This window comes from Polaribacter sp. Hel1_33_96 (assembly GCF_002846595.1).
Taxonomy (GTDB): Bacteria; Bacteroidota; Bacteroidia; order Flavobacteriales; family Flavobacteriaceae; genus Polaribacter.
Window position 1 is genome coordinate 1,659,042 of sequence record NZ_PJMV01000001.1, and the last position, 20,357, is coordinate 1,679,398.

Annotated in this window: 20 protein-coding genes and 1 other RNA gene; 6 read left to right on the plus strand and 15 right to left on the minus strand. The window is 30.3% G+C overall.

From position 1 onward, the window contains the following. Positions 1-10: 10 nt before the first annotated feature. The gene (gene glmM / locus ATE90_RS07365) at positions 11-1,399 is read right to left on the minus strand and encodes a phosphoglucosamine mutase (RefSeq protein WP_101451149.1); all 1,389 of its coding nucleotides are present in this window, start codon (positions 1,397-1,399) and stop codon (positions 11-13) included. A gap of 143 nt (positions 1,400-1,542) precedes the next feature. On the opposite strand from glmM, the gene ATE90_RS07370 reads away from it, so the two are divergent. Further along, a complete protein-coding gene (locus ATE90_RS07370; protein ID WP_101451150.1) occupies positions 1,543-2,349 on the plus strand; it encodes a hypothetical protein in 807 nt (268 codons plus the stop codon). A gap of 68 nt (positions 2,350-2,417) precedes the next feature. Here ATE90_RS07370 and rimO read toward each other — a convergent pair whose 3' ends face one another. After that, the gene (rimO, locus tag ATE90_RS07375; RefSeq protein WP_036785610.1) at positions 2,418-3,731 is read right to left on the minus strand and encodes a 30S ribosomal protein S12 methylthiotransferase RimO; all 1,314 of its coding nucleotides are present in this window, start codon (positions 3,729-3,731) and stop codon (positions 2,418-2,420) included. A 620-nt stretch (positions 3,732-4,351) separates the two neighbouring features. Here rimO and ATE90_RS07385 point away from each other — a divergent pair. Both ATE90_RS07385 and ATE90_RS07390 read left to right on the plus strand, forming a co-directional pair. Beyond that, on the plus strand, positions 4,352-5,410 hold the full coding sequence (locus ATE90_RS07385) for an MBL fold metallo-hydrolase (protein ID WP_052107537.1): 1,059 nt from the start codon (positions 4,352-4,354) through the stop codon (positions 5,408-5,410). A 608-nt stretch (positions 5,411-6,018) separates the two neighbouring features. Then, positions 6,019-7,059, plus strand: coding sequence for a glycosyl hydrolase (locus tag ATE90_RS07390; protein WP_052107536.1), 1,041 nt, complete (start codon positions 6,019-6,021; stop codon positions 7,057-7,059). Between the two features lie 65 nt (positions 7,060-7,124). On the opposite strand, the gene ftsY is transcribed toward ATE90_RS07390, so the two are convergent. The 8 genes from ftsY to ATE90_RS07430 all read right to left on the minus strand — a co-directional run bounded on the left by ftsY (position 7,125) and on the right by ATE90_RS07430 (position 13,152). Further along, on the minus strand, positions 7,125-8,078 hold the full coding sequence (gene ftsY, locus ATE90_RS07395; RefSeq protein WP_101451152.1) for a signal recognition particle-docking protein FtsY: 954 nt from the start codon (positions 8,076-8,078) through the stop codon (positions 7,125-7,127). 284 nt (positions 8,079-8,362) lie between these two features. Next, positions 8,363-8,515 (minus strand): DUF4295 domain-containing protein, encoded by a 153-nt coding sequence (locus tag ATE90_RS07400; protein WP_081958155.1) that lies wholly within the window; start codon positions 8,513-8,515, stop codon positions 8,363-8,365. Positions 8,516-8,567: 52 nt separating this feature from the next. Beyond that, positions 8,568-8,750: a 50S ribosomal protein L33 gene (gene rpmG / locus ATE90_RS07405; protein ID WP_036785601.1), complete on the minus strand. Its 183-nt coding sequence runs from the start codon at positions 8,748-8,750 to the stop codon at positions 8,568-8,570. A gap of 27 nt (positions 8,751-8,777) precedes the next feature. Continuing rightward, positions 8,778-9,017 (minus strand): 50S ribosomal protein L28, encoded by a 240-nt coding sequence (rpmB, locus tag ATE90_RS07410; protein WP_036785598.1) that lies wholly within the window; start codon positions 9,015-9,017, stop codon positions 8,778-8,780. 87 nt (positions 9,018-9,104) lie between these two features. Beyond that, entirely contained in the window at positions 9,105-10,346 is a 1,242-nt protein-coding gene (locus tag ATE90_RS07415; RefSeq protein WP_036785595.1) for a competence/damage-inducible protein A, read from the minus strand. Positions 10,347-10,547: 201 nt separating this feature from the next. Beyond that, a complete protein-coding gene (locus ATE90_RS07420; protein ID WP_101451154.1) occupies positions 10,548-11,156 on the minus strand; it encodes a fumarylacetoacetate hydrolase family protein in 609 nt (202 codons plus the stop codon). 164 nt (positions 11,157-11,320) lie between these two features. Next, positions 11,321-12,190 carry a formyltetrahydrofolate deformylase gene (purU, locus tag ATE90_RS07425; RefSeq protein WP_036785589.1) on the minus strand — a complete coding sequence of 290 codons (870 nt, stop codon included), beginning with the start codon at positions 12,188-12,190 and terminating at the stop codon, positions 11,321-11,323. Between the two features lie 122 nt (positions 12,191-12,312). Then, on the minus strand, positions 12,313-13,152 hold the full coding sequence (locus tag ATE90_RS07430; RefSeq protein WP_101451156.1) for a 1,4-dihydroxy-2-naphthoyl-CoA synthase: 840 nt from the start codon (positions 13,150-13,152) through the stop codon (positions 12,313-12,315). Positions 13,153-13,222: 70 nt separating this feature from the next. Here ATE90_RS07430 and ATE90_RS07435 point away from each other — a divergent pair, with 70 nt between their 5' ends. Next, positions 13,223-14,380: an alpha/beta hydrolase-fold protein gene (locus tag ATE90_RS07435; RefSeq protein ID WP_036785583.1), complete on the plus strand. Its 1,158-nt coding sequence runs from the start codon at positions 13,223-13,225 to the stop codon at positions 14,378-14,380. Between the two features lie 61 nt (positions 14,381-14,441). Here ATE90_RS07435 and ATE90_RS07440 read toward each other — a convergent pair whose 3' ends face one another. From ATE90_RS07440 to fsa, 3 genes are all read right to left on the minus strand, one after another. Next, the gene (locus tag ATE90_RS07440) at positions 14,442-14,933 is read right to left on the minus strand and encodes a hypothetical protein (protein ID WP_036785580.1); all 492 of its coding nucleotides are present in this window, start codon (positions 14,931-14,933) and stop codon (positions 14,442-14,444) included. Continuing rightward, positions 14,933-16,591, minus strand: a complete 1,659-nt coding sequence (gene menD / locus ATE90_RS07445) for a 2-succinyl-5-enolpyruvyl-6-hydroxy-3-cyclohexene-1-carboxylic-acid synthase (RefSeq protein WP_036785577.1) — start codon at positions 16,589-16,591, stop codon at positions 14,933-14,935. Before menD ends, ATE90_RS07440 begins: the two co-directional genes overlap by 1 nt. Before the next feature lie 74 nt (positions 16,592-16,665). Further along, the gene (gene fsa, locus ATE90_RS07450; RefSeq protein ID WP_036785574.1) at positions 16,666-17,319 is read right to left on the minus strand and encodes a fructose-6-phosphate aldolase; all 654 of its coding nucleotides are present in this window, start codon (positions 17,317-17,319) and stop codon (positions 16,666-16,668) included. Positions 17,320-17,536: 217 nt separating this feature from the next. On the opposite strand from fsa, the gene ATE90_RS07455 reads away from it, so the two are divergent. Beyond that, positions 17,537-18,565 (plus strand): hypothetical protein, encoded by a 1,029-nt coding sequence (locus tag ATE90_RS07455; protein WP_036785571.1) that lies wholly within the window; start codon positions 17,537-17,539, stop codon positions 18,563-18,565. Between the two features lie 8 nt (positions 18,566-18,573). On the opposite strand, the gene ATE90_RS07460 is transcribed toward ATE90_RS07455, so the two are convergent. Continuing rightward, complete coding sequence (locus ATE90_RS07460; protein WP_036785568.1) at positions 18,574-19,377, minus strand: SDR family oxidoreductase; 804 nt, start codon at positions 19,375-19,377, stop codon at positions 18,574-18,576. A 119-nt stretch (positions 19,378-19,496) separates the two neighbouring features. Then, an RNA gene (ffs, locus tag ATE90_RS07465) (signal recognition particle sRNA small type) lies at positions 19,497-19,595 on the minus strand. Between the two features lie 175 nt (positions 19,596-19,770). Here ffs and ATE90_RS07470 point away from each other — a divergent pair. Next, entirely contained in the window at positions 19,771-20,292 is a 522-nt protein-coding gene (locus tag ATE90_RS07470) for a DUF4199 domain-containing protein (protein ID WP_036785565.1), read from the plus strand. Positions 20,293-20,357: the final 65 nt, after the last annotated feature.

Here is a 20,357-nt window from a genome sequence, read left to right on the forward strand (position 1 = left end):
AAATTAATTTTTAAATAATTTCTTTAATTTCATTGATAAATCTAACCGCTAAAGCATCTGCCGATTCTTGAGATTTTGCCTCTGTATAAATTCTAATGATTGGCTCTGTATTCGATTTTCTTAAATGAATCCATTCGTCTGAAAAATCGATTTTTACCCCATCAATGGTATTAACATCCTCGTTTTTATAAGTTGAAGCCATTGTCTCTAAAATTTCATCAACATTAATTTCTGGTGTTAATTGAATTTTATTTTTACTCATAAAATAACTAGGATACGAATCTCTTAATTCTTTACAAGATATTTTTTCATGTGCTAAGTGTGATAAAAATAAAGCTACTCCCACTAAAGAATCACGTCCATAATGCGAAGCAGGATAAATGATCCCTCCATTTCCTTCGCCACCAATTACAGTATTGGTCTCCTTCATTTTAATAACAACATTTACTTCACCTACAGCACTTGCTGTATAAGTTCCTCCATGTTTTTGAGTAACATCTCTTAAAGCTCTGGAAGAGGATAAATTGGACACTGTATTTCCTCCACCTAAACGTCCTAAAACATAATCTGCACAAGCAACTAAGGTATATTCTTCACCAAACATCGAACCATCCTCAGAAACCAAAGCTAATCTATCTACATCTGGATCTACGACAATTCCGAAATCTGCTTTTTCTTTAACTACTAATTCCGAAATATCTGTTAAATGTTCTTTTAAAGGTTCTGGATTGTGAGGGAATTGTCCGTTTGGTGTACAATATAACTCAACACATTTTACACCTAATTTTTTTAGTAATGCAGGTATAAAAATTCCTCCTGATGAATTCACACCATCAACAACAACTTTAAATTTTGCTTTTTTAATAGCTTTTACATCAACTAAATCAAGTTTTAAAACTTCTTTAATATGCTTTTTTAGATATTTTTTATTTTTTTTATAACTTCCTAAGTCATCAACTTGTGCAAAAGTAAAGGCCTCACTTTCTGCCAATTCTAAAATTTTCTCACCTTCAGCACCATTTAAAAACTCACCTTTCTCATTCAATAATTTTAAGGCATTCCATTCTTTTGGATTGTGAGAAGCTGTTAAAATAATACCTCCATCTGCTTTTTCTAAAGGCACGGCAACCTCTACTGTTGGTGTTGTAGATAAGCCTAAATCAATCACGTTAATGCCCATCCCTACCAATGTATTTGCCACCAAACTAGAAACCATTTTACCAGAAATACGAGCATCTCTGCCAATTACTACAGTGATTTTTTCTTTGTTTGGATTTCTATTTTTTATAAAAGCTCCATAAGCTGAAGCAAATTTTACAGTATCTATAGGAGTTAAATTATCCGCAGTTTTACCACCAATTGTTCCTCTAATTCCTGATATTGATTTTATTAATGTCATTGTCTTTATTTTTCACAACAAATATAATTTTTTTCAATTGATTTTAATTAATTAATATCCTATTAGTGTTTTTCTAATACAAAATCCTTTTCGTTTTTAATGCGTTATGTTTTTTTAGTATCTTTAAAATTAAGATTGAACTAATGATACATTTATTCAGAAAAATTAGACAAGAACACATTACGAAGAATAGATTAAGAAAATATTTAATGTATGCTTTTGGAGAAATTATATTGGTAATGGTTGGTATTTTGCTGGCACTACAATTTAATAATTGGAACCAAGAGAAAGAAAATACGAAAAAAGAAAATTGGTACTTAATTAATATTGTTGAGGATATAGAATATCAAAAAAGTAGCATAAAATATATTAAAAATAATTGCCTTAAATCTATAGAAATTGGACAATCAATTATGAAGGCATATAAAACGAACAAAACTTTTTTAGAAGTAGATAGTTTAGACAAAAAGCTAAATTTTTTAATGAGGTCGTTTACGTTTCCAAATATAAACAACACGTATTCTGAGCTTGTTTCTTCTGGTAAATTTGACTTAATTCAGGAAAAAGAATTAAGCCTAAATATTATTGATTACTTCATTTATATTGAAGAAAATCATACTAATACAAAAACTGCTATTATAAATGTATTCTACCCAGAAATTTACCATGTTTATAATCAATTTTCTCAAGCAGTACCATATGACAAAAACATGAATACTACTAATCAATATATATTAGAAGAAGATTCAGATATCACAAAATACATCAATAATTTACTAGAGAAACCTGCATCTAAATTACTTCTTATGAATGCTATTAGAACACAAATTTCAATTTTAATGAATAATGTTGCAGTTATAGATGAAACATTAGAACTCTCAAAAGAGTTGATTCAATTAATTGATAACTATTTAGGATTAACCTCGGAAATGGTAAATCATTATGATTGATAAGAATGAGTAACTCACATTTCGTTTCTCATTGTAGAATAAGTGTTTTTTAATTATAAAACTTATTATTATTTCATCGGAGTACCATACAAATCGTAATCTCCAGCTTCATGAATTTTTACATCTATAAACTCCCCTATTTTTATATAATGCTCTTTAGCATCAACCAAAACATCATTATCTACATCTGGTGAATCAGATTCTGTTCTTCCGTAAAAATATTCGCCATCTTTTCTATCAAACAAACATTTAAAAGTCTTTCCTATTTTAGCTTGATTCAATTCCCAAGAAATTTGAGATTGAACTTCCATAATTTCATTTACTCTTTTAAACTTTACTTCAGCAGGCACATCATCTTCTAAAACATATGCTCCCGTATTTTCTTCATGCGAATATTCAAAAGCACCTAAACGTTCAAATCGCATTTCTTCCACCCAGTCTTTCAATTCTTGAAACATTTCTTCTGTTTCCCCAGGGTAACCAACAATTAAAGTAGTTCTGATTGCCATTTCTGGCACAGCTTCTCTAAATTTATGAATCAATGCAGTTGTTTTTTCGTGCGTTGTTCCACGTTTCATAGATTTTAGCAACTCTGTATTAATGTGCTGTAGAGGAATATCTAAATAATTACAAACTTTTGGCTCACGTTTCATCACGTCTAAAACATCCATAGGAAACCCTGTTGGAAAGGCATAATGCATGCGGATCCACTCAATTCCGTCTACTTTTGCTAAAGCTTCTAATAATTGGGCTAATGCTCTTTTTTTGTAAATATCTAAACCATAATATGTTAAATCTTGTGCGATTAACATTACCTCTTTAATTCCTTTTTCTGCTAGTTTTGTTGCTTCAGTAATAATATCTTCAATTGGCGTAGATACATGTTTTCCTCTCATTAAAGGAATTGCACAAAACGAACAAGGTCTATCGCAACCTTCTGCAATTTTTAAATATGCGTAATGTTTCGGGGTTGTTGTTAAACGTTCTCCAATTAATTCGTGTTTATAATCTGCTTCTAAAACTTTTAATAGATTTGGCAAATCATGTGTTCCGAAATACTGATCTACATTAGGTATTTGGTCTTCTAAATCTGGTTTATAACGTTCACTTAAACATCCAGAAACAAAAACTTTATCAATTTCTCCTGCTTCCTTTCTGTTTGCGTAGTGCAAAATAGTATCAATAGATTCCTCTTTTGCTTTCCCTATAAAACCACAAGTATTTATAACTACAATATTCCCATCATCTTCAGGATCTTCATGCACAACGTTTTTACCATTTGCTTTTAACTGACCCATTAACACTTCACTATCGTAAATATTTTTAGAGCAACCTAAGGTAACAACATTGATCTTATTTTTCTTGATGGTTTTTGTACGCATATTTTAGCTTTTTGCCTTTCACTAAATCGCTTTTGGCAGTATATTTTTATAAATTATTATTCGAATAATATAAATTATTAAAATGATCGCAAAAATAGTGCTTTTAAAATGATTGGTATTCTTTCTATTGATTGTTTTTAGTCAATTGTAAAAATTTCGACATTTATTTAAAAATGGCAAATACTTAAGATTAGTACTTTTAAGGGTTTTTTAGATCTCATAAAAATATTAGAAAAGATAACAAATACAACTTCTTAAAAAAAAAAAATAGCTTGTGTATAGAATAACCCATAAAATTTTATCGAAAGACGCTGAAAGACATGCTGTTTTGTTTTTTTTAGCACTGATAATAGGGTTTTGTTTTGAGATTTTTTTTGGTAAAGAAAAATATAATGAAGCTTTTCTAGGATTATAAAGAGAAAATAAAGAATACATTAACAATAAAGACTTTAACTTTTAGCGAAAATCGCTGGTTCCTATATTACTATTAGCAGTGCAGGACAGATTTTAATCCAATGAATAGATAAAAGTAATAAATTGCGACTGCAAAATAATTTACAAAATCCTTTTTATTGTAAATTTGTAAATCAACTTGGATGTTTGTCGCTTAAAAAACAGGAATGAAAATAAAAAAATTAAAAAAAACGATTTCAAGTATGTTCAGGTTTCTTTTTTTCTTGAGTATAATTGTTCTTTTAGTTAGTTGCGGAATCTTTAAAAAGAGGTATTCTGGCGATGTTTCAGATCATTTTAATGGCAAGAAGTTTGTAAACATCAATGGAGGGCAAGTAAATGGTGCAACAGAGTTGTTTAAATTTATGCGCACTAGAAATCCTACAAAATGGATTAAAGAATACGAAACGTATTCAAGAGACATCCCTATAGAGAATAATTATACAGATAGTATTAAATTAATTTTTATAAATCACAGTACCTTTCTTATTCAATTAGATACGCTAAACATTCTAACAGACCCCATTTGGTCTGAAAGATGCAGTCCGGTGCAATGGGCCGGTCCTAAAAGAAACAGACCGCCTGGCGTAACTTTTAATAGTTTACCAAACATAGATGTTGTGCTAATTAGCCATAATCATTATGATCATTTGGATAAAAACACCATTCTAGGCCTTCAAAAAGAACATACACCTCAGTTTATTGTGCCGCTTGGAGTCTCTCATTTTTTTAAACGATTGGGCATTCAGAATGTTATTGAAATTGATTGGGATGAAGAAATTAAATTTAAATCTCTAAAAATAAAAGGCACACCCGCCGTGCATTTTTCCAGCAGAGGCGCTTTTGATCAAAATAAAACACTCTGGTGTGGGTATTTAATTAAAGGATCTAAAAATATTTATTTTGCTGGGGATACGGGGTATGATGAAAATATTTTTAAGAAAATAGGAAATGAAAATCCGAGTTTAGACTTGTCTATTATTCCAATTGGCGCTTATAAACCCAATTGGTTTATGTCCCTAATTCATACAAATCCGAATGAGGCCGTAAAAATACATGTAGACTTAAAGACAAAACAATCTGTAGCCACACATTTTGGCACATTTGCTTTGGCTGATGAAGGACAAGGCGAAGCTGGGAAAGATCTAAAAATAGCATTGGGCACCTATAAAATTTCAAATGAGAAATTTTTAATTCCTGAGGAAGGAATTTTCTATGAGTTTTAAGCATTTTTGAAGAGCACTCAATTTAATCGATGGAATTTAAAAAGAAGCTAGAAATGCTCGTTTGTTATACTCTCATTCTCTCTATTGATAGTTTTTAGGCATCATTCTAACTTTTGTTAATCACTTGTAACTATAGTCAACTTCTAAAAAAAGCAATTAAAAGAAGGAATTAAAAGAAACGTAAAGTGGAAGTCTCTCTTGAATATTTATGAACTTTGAGATAGGTTCAATATTAGCATTTCCAAATTACAACAAATCCTGAATAATAATTATCGATTAGAATTTATAATGATTTGGTAGATAATTTCTAATCCAATAAATATTAAAAAAAGAGCAAAAGAAAAACGGGTATTAATAACCTCATGAAACTGAAACCTATATTCTAAAAAATCATATATATCTGAAGGTTTTGAAATTTTATTTTATGAATTTTTACGCTACCTATTTTAACGCCCAAATTTTATTTTTTTCTAGACTTAAAAAAATTAAATTAGCTATGTGATTGCAGAATTCAATAAAATAAGATCAAACAAGCAATAAAGTCTTTTAAAAACACAATAATCGAGCAACCTAGCGCTTATTTATAATTGCACATGAGTTAAAATATTATGAAAAAAACCTCAAGTAAAAACAAAACAGTTATCGCTAAATTCGAGCCTAAAGACGGAGAGTGTCTATTTTTCATTGGTCAAGATATGAAGGCCATTGGAGGTCTTGATAATTACGCACATGGCTATTGTGACTATTTTGAGGTTCCTGCAGGTATTACTTTATATACTAGTTTTGCTAAAGGAACAGAATCTTATGGATATACACAGAAAGGTAATGACGGTATTAAAACTATTGCCAATTGGGGTGCAGAAGATAGCTGTGCACAGAGTTATATTGATGATGACAATTTTAAGCACAGTATGATTGCTATTGGATTATCTCTGGTTGGTCATGAAAAAAAGGTAGCGATTGGAATACACGATCATTTAATAAAAGAACTTGGCGATTGGATTAAAGGAATAGAAAGACCTGTTTTTCTTAGAATTGGTTACGAATTTGATGGTTGGGATTGGAACGACTATAATAAAGATGCATATTTAGCTTCTTGGAAACGAATTCATTCTAAATTTGAAGAAATGAAAGTGAAAAATGTTGCTTTCGTTTGGCAATCTAAAGGAACAGAATCTGGACAGGAAATTCTTGAACAATGGTATCCAGGTGATCATTTAGTCGACTGGTGTGGCTATTCCTATTTTAATAACCCAGACGAAGAAATGCTGGCATTTGCCAGAAAACACAAAAAACCCGTATTTATAGCGGAGGCCTCCCCTATTCTATTTGATGGTCCGGAATTTTTAGATACTTTTCTAACAAATCCTAATCAAGCAAAACAGGCATGGGAAGAATGGTTTATACCTTTTCTTAAAACCTTAAACGACAATCTAGATATAATAAAAGCATTCTCCTACATTAACGTCAACTGGTCTATACAGCCAATGTGGCTAGATAACGATTTATTTAAACATGTAGACTCTCGAATTCAAGAAAGTGAGTTTATTACAAAAAAATGGTTGGAAGAAGTAACAAAACCAAGATATTTAAAACCAAACCCTAACCTGTGGTCTAATTTACAGAAAAACAATAAAATAGTTGAATAATTAAACTTAACGTTTAACAAAAATTCGACTCAAGAACATACCTAATTATTTGTTCCTGCTTTTTTTTAATTAAAAAAAGAATCAACAAACTCATATTTATTAAACACTTGTAAATCATCGATTTCTTCTCCTACTCCAATATATTTTACAGGAATTTGAAATTGATCTGAAATACCAATAACGACGCCACCTTTTGCCGTGCCATCTAATTTGGTCACTGCTAAAGAAGTTACCTCTGTGGCTAATGTAAACTGTTTTGCTTGCTCAAAAGCATTCTGACCAGTGGAGCCATCTAAAACTAATAAAACTTCATGTGGCGCATCTTCTACAACTTTCTGCATTACACGTTTAATTTTAGTCAATTCGTTCATTAAATTGACTTTATTATGCAGTCGTCCTGCTGTATCTATAATAACAACATCTGCATTTTGAGTAACTGCAGATTTTAAAGTATCAAAAGCAACAGAAGCTGGATCTGATCCCATTTCTTGGCGTACAATAGGTACATCTGTTCTGTCTGCCCAAACTTGTAATTGATCTATCGCTGCTGCTCTAAAAGTATCTGCTGCTCCTAAAACTACTTTTAAACCTTGTTTCTTAAACTGACTGGCTAATTTACCAATAGTGGTTGTTTTACCAACACCATTTACACCAACAACCATTATCACATAGGGTTTTTTGTGCTCTGGAATTGTAAATTCAGTTTCGTTTCCAATATTTGTTTTAGATAATAACCCAGCTATTTCTTCGCGCAAAATTGTATTGAGTTCATCTGTACCAACATATTTATCTTTCGCAACTCTTGCCTCTATTCTTTTAATAATTTTAAGAGTGGTATCTACACCAACATCAGATGCTACAAGAATCTCTTCTAAGTTATCTAAAACATCATCATCTACTTTAGATTTACCTGCAACTGCTTTTGTTAACTTACCAAAGAAATTTTCTTTAGACTTTTCTAATCCTTTGTCTAAGGTTTCTTTTTTTTCTTTTGAAAATATTTTTTTAAAAAAACTCATTTTTATTTTTATTCTATGCAATAGTATGCTAAAAAACATGCCATTTGTTTGGTTTGGTCAAATTGTCATTAAAGCTGCCAGCGTTCACAATAGAAACGATATACTTTTTTTGTGCTCAACTTATTCTAGCATCAAACGGTGAAATATGAAAACAAGTTCCGCTTAACAATGTTTAATAAAGAAACAAGCCTTCTAAGTAACAACCAAAAATACGGAATTATAAGGCACAAAAAAAACTACTTTCTAAATTAGAAAGTAGCTTTAAGTATTTTATGCAGTAAATATTACTTTTTTGCTAAAAAGTCATTTACTTTTTCTGGTTGCATGATTGATTCTACAAAAGTGTAAGCTCCTGATTTTGGAGATTTAATCATTTTTATAGCTTTACTTAATCTTTTTGAAGATGTTTGTAACGATGCTACGGTTTTTTTTGCCATTGTGTATATTTTTTAAATCTATGTGCTCTGTTCTGAGTTCTAGATATTTTAATTATTTAATTTCCTTGTGAACAGTCATTTTCTTTAAGATAGAATTGAATTTTTTAATTTCCATTCTGTCTGGAGTGTTCTTTTTATTCTTAGTTGTTATGTATCTAGAAGTACCTCTTTCTCCTGAAGCTTTATGCTCTGTACATTCTAAAATTACCTGAACTCTATTTCCTTTTTTTGCCATCTGTATAAAATTTTAAATCGCTTAAGCTTACTTAGTTAAAAATCCATTAGCTCTCGCTTCTTTTATAACTGCAGAAATACCTTTTCTGTTAATATTTTTTAAAGCTGATGCAGATACTTTTAAAGTAATCCATTTATCTTCTTCTGGAATGTAAAAACGCTTGGTCATTAGATTAGCGTCAAACTTTCTCTTAGTTCTATTTAAAGCGTGAGACACATTGTTCCCAACCATTGCTTTTTTTCCTGTTAATTCACAAACTCTAGACATCTTTTCGACAGTATTTATAGTGTTATCTCTAAACGAGGTGCAAATCTACAAATAAATCTAATTCTGAACAAAATAATTTTACAATTTTTAATGAATTTCTTTCTGTAAAATTTCAAGTGCTTTACTTACTGTTCTATTGATTACTTTTTCTCTTGGCTGACCAAAATTAAATTCTTGCACAATCTCTTTATCATCTGACACAAAAGCAATATAAACCAACCCTACACTTTTATCATTATGATCTGTTGTTGGACCCGCATTACCAGTCACGGCAATTGCGTAATTTGTTTGTAATTTTTCTTTGACGCCCCTTGCCATTTCTAAAGCTACCTCCCCACTAACAACTGTATGTTTTTTTATAGTCTCTGCAGAGACATCTAACAGCTTAATTTTTGTTTCTGCTGAATACGTTACAAAACTTCCTTTGTAATAGGCAGAAGACCCTGCAACGGATACTAAAGTTGCTGCTATTTTACCTCCCGTTAAACTTTCTGCTGTAGCAATTGTTTGGTTACTTTTCTTCAGCAACTCACCTACTTTTTTTTCTAAAGAACTATCATCGTCTAAACCTGTTATAATTTCAGGAATTAATTGATAAACCTCATTAACCTTTGCATTTAAGGCTGTTTCCAAAACTTCTTTATTTTCGCCTTTGGCGGATAATCTTAAACGTACTCTACCAAAAGAGGGTAAATATGCTAACTTGATATCAAATGGTAAATTATTTTCAAAATCTTCAATTCTTTCTGCAATCGTACTTTCTCCTTGACCATATGTCATAATTGTCTTATGGATAATAAAAGGTAGCTTGAACTTTTTCTGAATTCTTGGTAAAACTTGATGCTTAATCAAACCTTTCATCTCATAAGGCACACCCGGAAGTGATACAAAAACAGTTTTATTTTCATAAAACCACATACCCGGTGCCGTGCCTAAATTATTCATTAATAAAGTCGCTTTTGAAGGCAATTGCGCCTGATATTGCTGCACTTTCTTATAGGGTATGTTATACTTCTTAAACATTTTTTGAATGTGTACCACAACCTCTGGATATTCTTTAACTTTGCCATCATTAAAAAACTCTGCCATTGTTTTTTTAGTAATATCATCTTTTGTTGGACCTAAACCTCCAGTAATAATTACAATACCAACTCTTTCTTGCGCTTCTTTTAAAGCATTTAGAATATGTTGTTTGTCATCTTGAATAGAAGTTATTTGATATACTGAAACTCCGATTTTATTTAATTGTTGACCAATCCATTGTGAATTTGTATCTACAATTTGGCCAATTAAAATCTCATCCCCAATTGTTATAATTTCTGCGTTCATCTATTCTTCTATTTTATTAATGTCTTTTTCCGTACTTTTTCTCTAATTCAAATAAAATTTAATCCATAAATGAGCAAAACCCAATGATGAGAAACTTATCCATGCTGCTTCAAAGCAATGGGCACTCAACTAAATTACCATGTATTCACCTAAAAAAAGGTAAAAAAGATATCAATTAAATTAATAACAAAAACCCTTGAATTATTTAACTCTAATATTAAACGCCTCTTTTCCTGCTATCACTCCTTTTAAAGAATCGTTCTCAAACACTTTACCCACTCCTGATGGAGTTCCTGTAAAAATAATATCACCTTTTTTCAAGGTAAAATATTGAGAAACATAAGAAATTAATTCATCAGTTTTCCATAACATCGCACTAGTATTTCCATCTTGAACAATTTCATCATTCTTATACAATTGAAATTTTAAATTATCTAAATCAAATTGTTCTTTCGGATAAAATACACCAATAACGGCACTTCCATCAAATGCTTTTGCTTTTTCCCACGGCAAACCTTTTTCTTTACATTTTGCTTGTACATCTCTTGCCGTGAAATCAATGCCAAGTCCGATTTCATCATAATATTTATGTGCAAATTTTGCATCGATATGCTTTCCTACTTTATTAATTTTTATCAAAATCTCTACTTCATAATGAACATCATCAGAAAAAGGAGGTATAAAAAACGGATTATTTCTAGGTAAAATAGCAGAATCTGGCTTCAGAAAAACTACAGGATTCTCTGGTCTTTCATTTGCTAATTCTTCGATATGTTTTGCGTAATTGCGCCCAATACATATTATTTTCATAAAAAACCGTCTTTTAATTTCCCAAAAAGAGGGAAAACTCTTATTTTAAATTAAACTTTTAAAAAATCTAAATTGTAATCAAATTATAGTCATATACTTTTCTTTTAACAAAAAAAGATCCCATTTTAAAGTAATCTTCTCTCCGAAAAAATTAAGACAGCTATTTATTCTCCTGCTTCCGGAAAAACAACAGCCCTATTGCCAGAAACGATAATTTGATTATTTAAATGATTTTTTACTGCCCTCGCTAAAACTAATTTTTCTATATCTGCACCAATTCTTTTTAAGGTTGCTGGTGTACTTTCATGTGTTACAGGCTTCACATCTTGCTCAATAATTGGACCTTCATCTAAATCTTCAGTTGCATAATGTGCGGTTGCTCCAATTAATTTCACTCCTCTATCATATGCCTTTTTGTAAGGGTTTGCTCCTTGAAAAGCAGGTAAAAAAGAATGATGAATATTAATAATTCGCTCTGGATAATGATTGATGAAATTTGATGACAAAATCTGCATATACCTAGCCATAATTACCAAATCAATTTCATTAGAATCTAATAATTCAATAACTTGAGATTCTTGTTGTAATTTAGTTTCTTTTGTTATGGGTAGATAATGGAAAGGAACATTAAACATTTCTGCAATATTTCTTAATTTTTCATGATTACTGATAATCATTTTTACATTACAATTTAAACGTCCCTCTTTAAAACGCTCTAACAAATCGTATAAATTATGACTCGTATGAGAAACCATAATTGCGACATTTTGCTTTTTGTCACCATAATTTACAGACCAATTAAAACTTAAAGGTTCGGCTAGCTTTATGAAACTATTTTCTAATTCTTCTTGAGATATATCGGTTCCATCAGCATTTAACCGAACTCTCATAAAATATGTATCTTCAATAGAATTTACATACTGCTGACAACTTAAAATATTGAATCCTTTTTCATAAAAAAAATTGGTAATTTTTGCTACCAATCCTTTTTGATCTGGACATTTAATTAAAAAAGTAACTACTTGTGATTTCATTTTTTTTATTGATAGAATTAGAAATTTTAAAAAAAACAACTATTATTTTCTTTCCAAATTTATTTATTATTTATAAATTCACTTAGACTGACAAAACGAATACTAACAGCATAGAATTAAACCTATGGTATCCATTTTTTAGGAAAATTTGGCTTTCTTTTTTCAAGAAAAGCATCCCTTCCTTCTTTTGCTTCATCCGTCATATACGCTAAACGCGTTGCTTCACCAGCAAAAACTTGCTGACCAACCATTCCATCATCCGTTAAATTCATTGCAAACTTTAACATTTTTATAGAAGTCGGACTTTTATCTAAAATTTCTTGCGCCCATTCATAGGCTGTACTTTCTAATTTGTCATGAGTAATTACAGCATTGACCATTCCCATATCATAGGCCTCTTGCGCTGAATAATTTCTTCCTAAAAAGAAAATTTCTCTGGCTCTTTTCTGTCCTACCATTTTTGCCAAATAAGCAGAACCATATCCACCATCAAAAGAAGTTACATCTGCATCAGTTTGCTTAAAAATAGCATGCTCTTTACTTGCTAGGGTTAAATCACAAACTACATGCAAACTATGTCCACCACCAACTGCCCAACCAGGAACTACGGCGATTACAGCTTTTGGCATAAAACGTATTAAACGTTGTACCTCCAAAATATTTAAGCGGTGATATCCGTCATCACCAACATACCCTTGATGACCTCGTGCCTTTTGATCTCCACCAGAACAAAAAGAATATACGCCATCCTTTGAACTTGGTCCTTCAGCGGAAAGTAAAACAACGCCAATATTAATATCTTCGCCTGCGTCATAAAAAGCATCATACAATTCTTTTGTAGTTTTCGGTCGAAAAGCATTTCTAACATTTGGCCTATTAAAAGCTATTCTTGCAACTCCATTGCATTTCTTATAGGTAATATCTTCGTATTCATTGGCCGTTTGCCATTCAGGTTGTATCATATTTTTGTATTTTGTGCGTTCTTATCACAGAACAAAAGATAATTGCTTGCAAAAATAAACATTCTAACTTATGATTAAGAAATCACTTACATTAATATTTATTCTTTTTTGTTTTTGGGGATTTTCTCAGAAAACGATTCAAAAAAATTTAGAATCTGATATTTTAGAAGCAACAAGAAATATCAGAATTTTTATTCCGGAAGGATATGAAAAAGATAGTATTCAAAATTATCCTCTAGCCATTGTTTTCGATGAAGAAGATTTATTCGATATTTATGTAAGTAATTCAATTTTATTTGCAAAAAAAGACAAAGCACCTAAACAAATTGTGGTAGGCCTTTCTATGGAAGAAACAAGAGGAAAGGATATTTCTTTTGATATTAATTCTGGAAAATTAACTTTGAGTGCAAATAATTTTTACGAATTTGTTCGTGATGAAGTTTTATTTTATATGGAAAGTAATTTCAGAACATCACCGTTTATAAGTCTTGTTGGTCATGGATATTCTGCAAATTTAATTACGCACTTTTTACAAGAAAACACTGCTTTTATTAATTCTTTTATTTGTATCAACCCAAGCTTTTCTGATTTTATAGGTAGAGAATTCGCTTCTTATAATCTACTCAAATTTAGAAAAGAAGATAATACTTTTTATTTCTATAGCAGCAATTCCAATTCATTTCCTGCAACTAAACAGAAAAAAATAGATCAAGTTCAACAAGGTTTATCCGCTTTACAAATCAAAAATTTTAATGTTATAAATGATGTAATAAATACTTCTAATTCAGTTTCTGCATTAGGTGAAGCAATTCCACGAGCATTAACAAAAGTTTTCGAAGTCTATTCAGGAATATCAAAAGAAGAATATGAAAAAAACATTAAAGAATTAGCGCCCCTGGATGCAATTTCCTATCTAGAAAATAAATATTTAGAAATAGAGTTTTTATTTGGTAGTAATTTAGGTATAAGAGAAAGAGATATTTATGCCATTGAAAATATTATCATTGAAAAAGAAAATGGAGATCGTTTACTTGATTTTGGTATAATGATTTTAAAATTATTTCCTTCCTCTCCCTTAGGAAATTATTATCATGGTAAATATTATGAAACAGGAAAAATGTATAAGAAAGCTTTAAAGCATTACAAAATTGGTTATGGAAAAATGGATCCATCAGACCCGAATGCTGATACTTTTTATGAAAATATTTTAAGATTAGGAGGGTTATAAAAACCTACTAACTTTAGAAATTATTTTAAAAAAAACAGATAAAGTGGTTTTGAATACTTAATTAAATCAACTCTATCCTATCTTCTTTTATTACGATTAGCTTTTGTTTGTACAAATTTCCGACAGCTTTTTTAAAAGCTTTTTTACTCATTTTCATATGAAAACGAATAGAATCTGGAGAACTTTTGTCTGTAATTAAAATAAAACCATCTCTACTATCTTTCAGTTTTGCAAGTACTTTATCTACATCAGAATCGATAACATTTCTGAAACCTTGTGGCCTTAGAGAAACATCTATTTTACCATCTTCACGAATATTTTTAATGTAACCCGTAACTTCCATATTCTCTTCTAAATCTTGAAATACTTCACTTCTAAAAAGTAACCCATCAAATTCTTCATTGATTAAAACAGTATAACCTAAACCAGTTTCAGTCTCAATAATTAGGCTTACTTTTTCTCCTTCTTGCAAATTCATCTGTTGCGCTTCCGAATTATTTTCTCCTTCTTGTAAATTATCTTTTCCTTCTTGCAAATCCTCTTGTAAACCCATTACTGTATGTATTTAAAATATGCTGTTAAAATTAAATCATTTTCTTCACTTGGTGTGAAAATTTCTAATATTTTTGGTTTTTCTGATGCTTCATAAAAACCATTTAGCTGCTCATTTACTGTCTCCGTAGAAAAGGCTTTTTGATACTCAAATTCATGCATTTTGCACAAATACTCTGCAGTTAAACAATGCGGAGTTTCAAAATATTTAGAAGCATTAGTGGTTTTCGGTCCTGGAATAATTTTAAAAATCCCACCACCAGAATTGTTAATTAGTATGATCCTAAAACTCTTTGGAATGTTTTTATTCCAAAGGGCATTACTATCATAAAAAAAACTGAGATCTCCCGTAATAAAAATAGTCTGATTTTTCTCAGAAAACGCAGCCCCAATTGCTGTAGAAGTGCTCCCATCAATACCACTCGTTCCTCTATTACAAAAAACATTAATAGTGTCTTTGACACTAAATAATTGTGCGTATCTAATTATAGAACTATTACTTATTTGTAAATGACAATTGCTCGGAATACTTTCTAAAGCTTGCTCAAATACTTTAAAATCAGAATGTTTTGTTTTGGACAAATAGCTAATATGTTTTACTCTTTTCTCATTACGAATAGTCAACCATTTTGATTGATACGTACTTCCCTTTTTTAATATATACTTATGAAAATTAAAAAAGAAATCAAGTGGTTTTGTCTGAATAAATTCTGACAAGCAAAAGAACGTATTTATTGCTTTTTTCTCATCAATATTCCAATGATGTTTTGGCTGATAATCTCTTAAAAAATTTTTAATTTTTTTCGAAACTATCATTCCTCCAAAAGTTATTAAGATTTCTGGCTGTAATTCTTTAAACTGATTTTTATCTAATGAAAAGATAAGTTGATCAATGGAATTAATAGCTTTTTCGTTATGCAGATTAGAGGTAGTTTCTGTTAAAATTAAAACTGATTCATCTTCAGCGTAAAAATCCATCAACTGGTGTAATTCAGTATCAGGATAATGCACACCCACTAAAATCATTTTTTTTTCAGCTGCATTCCAAATTTTGGATAAACTCTCGTAATCAATATGAGAATTATCCAATGAACTCATTGAAATATGAGGAAAATGAAATTTTTGTAATACATCTACAGTTTCGTACAAGGGTTCATCAAAAGGAACATTTATATGAACGGGACCTTTTTGCGAAACTGATATTTGTAAAGCTTCACCAATTAATTGAGAATTTCGAGTTTTAAACTTAGGATTTTCAATTAAGTTGGCTGAAAATAAAATATGGTTTCCAAAAACATTTTCCTGACGGATTGTTTGGCCATCGCCAATATCAATTAAATGTTTTGGTCTATCTGCAGAAATTACTACTAACGGAATATTACTGTAAAATGCCTCTGCAATTGCAGGATAATAATTTAGCATAGCAGAACCCGAAGTACATAAAATTGCAACAGGTTTTTGAGTTTGTTGGGCAATTCCTAGAGCAAAAAAAGCAGCACATCGTTCATCTACAACACTTAAGGTTTCTATTTCTTTATGATTAGAAAAACCTATTGTAAGAGGCGCATTGCGTGAACCTGGAGAAATTACAACTGTCTCAATTTTAAATTGATAACAAGCGGAAATTACGATTTGTGCGAGTTCTTTTTTCGGATACATTTTTTAATCTTAAAAAATGTCATTCCGAACTTAAAACTCGAAATGACATTTTATACTAAAACCAACTGTGTTGATTAATTTCCTTTTTGATAATCTGCTAAAAACTTAGCCAACCCACTATCTGTTAAAGGGTGTCTTAACAACCCTTCGATTGCACTTAAAGGCCCTGTCATTACATCCGAACCTAATTTAGCGCAATCAATAATATGCATTGTATGACGCACAGAAGCTGCCAAAATTTGAGTTTCAAAGCCATAATTATCATAAATTAAACGAATCTCTGCAATTAAGTTTAAACCATCTGTAGAAATATCATCTAAACGCCCAATAAATGGAGAAACATAAGTTGCGCCTGCTTTCGCTGCCAATAAAGCTTGCCCAGCAGAAAAAACTAAAGTTACGTTCGTTTTAATTCCTTTAGAAGAAAAATATTTACATGCTTTTACACCATCTTTTATCATTGGTAATTTCACAACAATTTGCGGATTTAATGCAGCTAAAGCCTCTCCTTCTTTTACCATTCCATCAAAATCTGTAGAAATTACTTCCGCAGAAACATCACCCTCTACCAATTCACAAATTTCTTTGTAATGGTTAATAATGTTTGCTTCTCCAGTAATTCCTTCCTTGGCCATTAAAGACGGATTTGTGGTTACACCATCTAAAATCCCTAAAGCTTGTGCTTCTTTAATTTGCTCTAAATTTGCAGTATCTATGAAAAATTTCATCTCTTAAAATTTATAATTAATTTTGCACAAAGATAACAACTTTGGTTCTTATTTTTAGGCGTTAAACTGCAAGTTTTATAAAAGTTATCCATGAAAATACTTAAAAAACTATATTTCTATTTTTATTTTATATTTCTTTTACAAAAAGTTTAAAAATGTTTAACAATTTATTGCAAATAGCTGAGCAATAAAGCTTTATTTTTACAAAAAAGTATATTTGAGTTTTCTAAGACACATCTTAATTATTTTAATTTCAACCTTACTTTTCTCTTGCAGCTCAAAAGCAGGAATTGAGGATCAAGCAGAACCTGAAGTTAATAATTGCTTCAATACAAATATTGGAATTACTGAACAAGATAATATTGTAATTCAGCACGCAACAAATCCTGTTTTTTGGCAGGGCACATACAATGAAACTGTTGTAAAAATTAAATATACTCAGCCGGTTGGTAATGATGGTGAGACGGAAACATTTACTTTTATTTTTAATAAGTTAGATGGCTGTTTAAAAATAAAACGTGCTTTTAAATTTTATGATGGTAAACAAGTTGATGTTTCTGCAATTACTGAGATAAACGTTTCCGAATTTTACACAGGAGAATGGATACTTGATAAAAAATTTACAGGAAACATAATCTTCACAGATCCTCATGATAAAAAAGTATATAGCAGAAAGTTTTGGTTAGAGTTCACAGCACAAAATTTAGAAATAGAAAATACTAATTATATATTTTTTGATGACTGCTTTGGAGGTAAATTACCTATTGAAATAGATATGAATAATGACGGAATTGTAGATTTTAAAATAATATCTGAAAAAATTAGAGATATCGGAAACAAACCACAATTCAACCAATACACTATAAAATTAATTTCTACAAATAATTATGAAAACCAAATTTTATCTCCTAAAAAAAATCAAGAACCTTATACTGTAATTTTTGAGCCACCATTTACATCCGAAAATACAAATCAATACTTCAATGGTGTAAAAGTTGCACTAGATGTTTTTTACGAATTTGATGAACCATACCAAAACTTTAATTTCTTTCTTTATAATAATTTAACCTACAAAAAATATTTTGACAATAGCTTGGATAATTACTATGTTGTAAAAATGGGCCTTGACAACAAGGAATATTATGGTTGGATAAAATTTAAATTCAATTCACCTGGATGTAGTGTAGAAATATTAGACACTTATTTGCATCCAATTGAGGCAGTCCACATCTCTGTTCAAAACTAAGACCAGCGTTATAGTTTGTAGTGATTCATTAAAATTTTTTCATACATTCTATCTGGTAAAATTCGCTTTAAAACGATCGAAAATTTTTCCATAAAACCACCAACTTTATAATGTATTTTGGGGTTCTTAGTATTTATAATTTTATAAACAGTTTTAGCCATTTCTAGAGGATCCATACCTCCTTCAACATGAGAATCCATCAAATCTAAGTTAGCTTGATACTTTTGCTTGTATGCAGATTTTTCAAAAACAGGAGTATGATATCTTCCTGCGGCAATATTGGTGGCAAAATCTCCGGGAGCAACATTAATCACTTTTATTCCAAAGTTTTTAACTTCCATACTTGCAGCCTCAGTAACAATTTCTAAAGCTCCTTTTGTTGCAGAATAGAAACCTCTAAAAGGCAAACCCATATAACCTGCAATTGAAGTTACATTTAAAATCATTCCGTATTTCTGCTTTCTCATTTGTGGTAAAACAGCTTTCATTACATCAATAGCACCAAAAAGATTGGTGTTAAAAACTGCTCTAATTTCATTTGTAGGAGTGTCTTCAATTGGACCTGTAATTCCCATTCCTGCATTGTTGATTAAAACATCTAATCTTCCTTCTTTTTTAATAATATGAGCAACAGCCTTTTCAATCGTTTCAACTTTTAAAACATCTAAAGCAATGATTTCAAACGAAAAATTTTCTACGTTTTTAGGATTTCTACTTGTTCCAAAAACTTTGTAACCTCTATCCTGCAAAAAAGATGCAATCGAATTTCCTATTCCTGATGAAGCACCTGTAACTAATATAACTTTAGACATAAAATTAACTTCTACTTATAAATTACGAATTAACGAAAAATAAATTTAAAGGAAATAAAGGAAAGCGAATTTTTGAAATATGAATCTAATACGATTCTGATGTGAATTTAAGAAACAAAAAATGGCAAGCTACCTACATCACACTGCTACAACCTAATACCTTTGCTGCGTTCCCGCCCTGGAGGATTCAAAGGGAGCTAGTTGTGTAGGACTTGCCGTTGCAAATTTACAAGCTTTTTTTATTTAAACAATTAAAAAAATGCTAATTTTTTGGTAACATTTTTAAGGTATTGACTACTAATCTATTGTTTTGAGATTATATAATAATTTATAAAAAACAAAACTATCTCAATGAAAAGAATATCTTTGTAAGATAACTAAATTTAAAAAAAAATGGAAAATTCTACAAACAGTAAAAGTTTAATTATTAATTACGGTATTTACCTCGGTATTGCAACTGTGCTAATTAGTCTTATTACATATGCTTTAGGAACACATTTAGATCCACATTGGTCTATATCCTTAGTTTCAGGAATATTATTTATTGGTTTGATTGTATTTGGAATAAAAAAATACAAAGAAACGAATGAAGGTTTTTTAACTTGGGGACAAGGAGTTAAAATTGGTGTAGGAATTGCAATAGTAGCTGCGCTTATTGGTACCATTTATAATTATCTTTTTATGAATTTCATAGAGCCAGATTTTCTAAATCAGGTTATGGAAGTTTCAAATCAAAAATTACTAGATCAAGGACAAACTGAGGAACAAGTTGAAGCTATTAATAAAATGAGTGAAGCTTTTAATTCGCCTCTTTTAATAGCTGCAATGGGTATCATTGGGAGCGCTGTTGGTGGTTTTATTGTTGCTGCAATTGCTGCTGCAATCATGAAAAAATCTGAGGAAGAAACGTATTAAAACAATATTTTTAAATCGTATAAGTTTTAATTTATACCTTATAGTATTAAACTTAATACCAACAT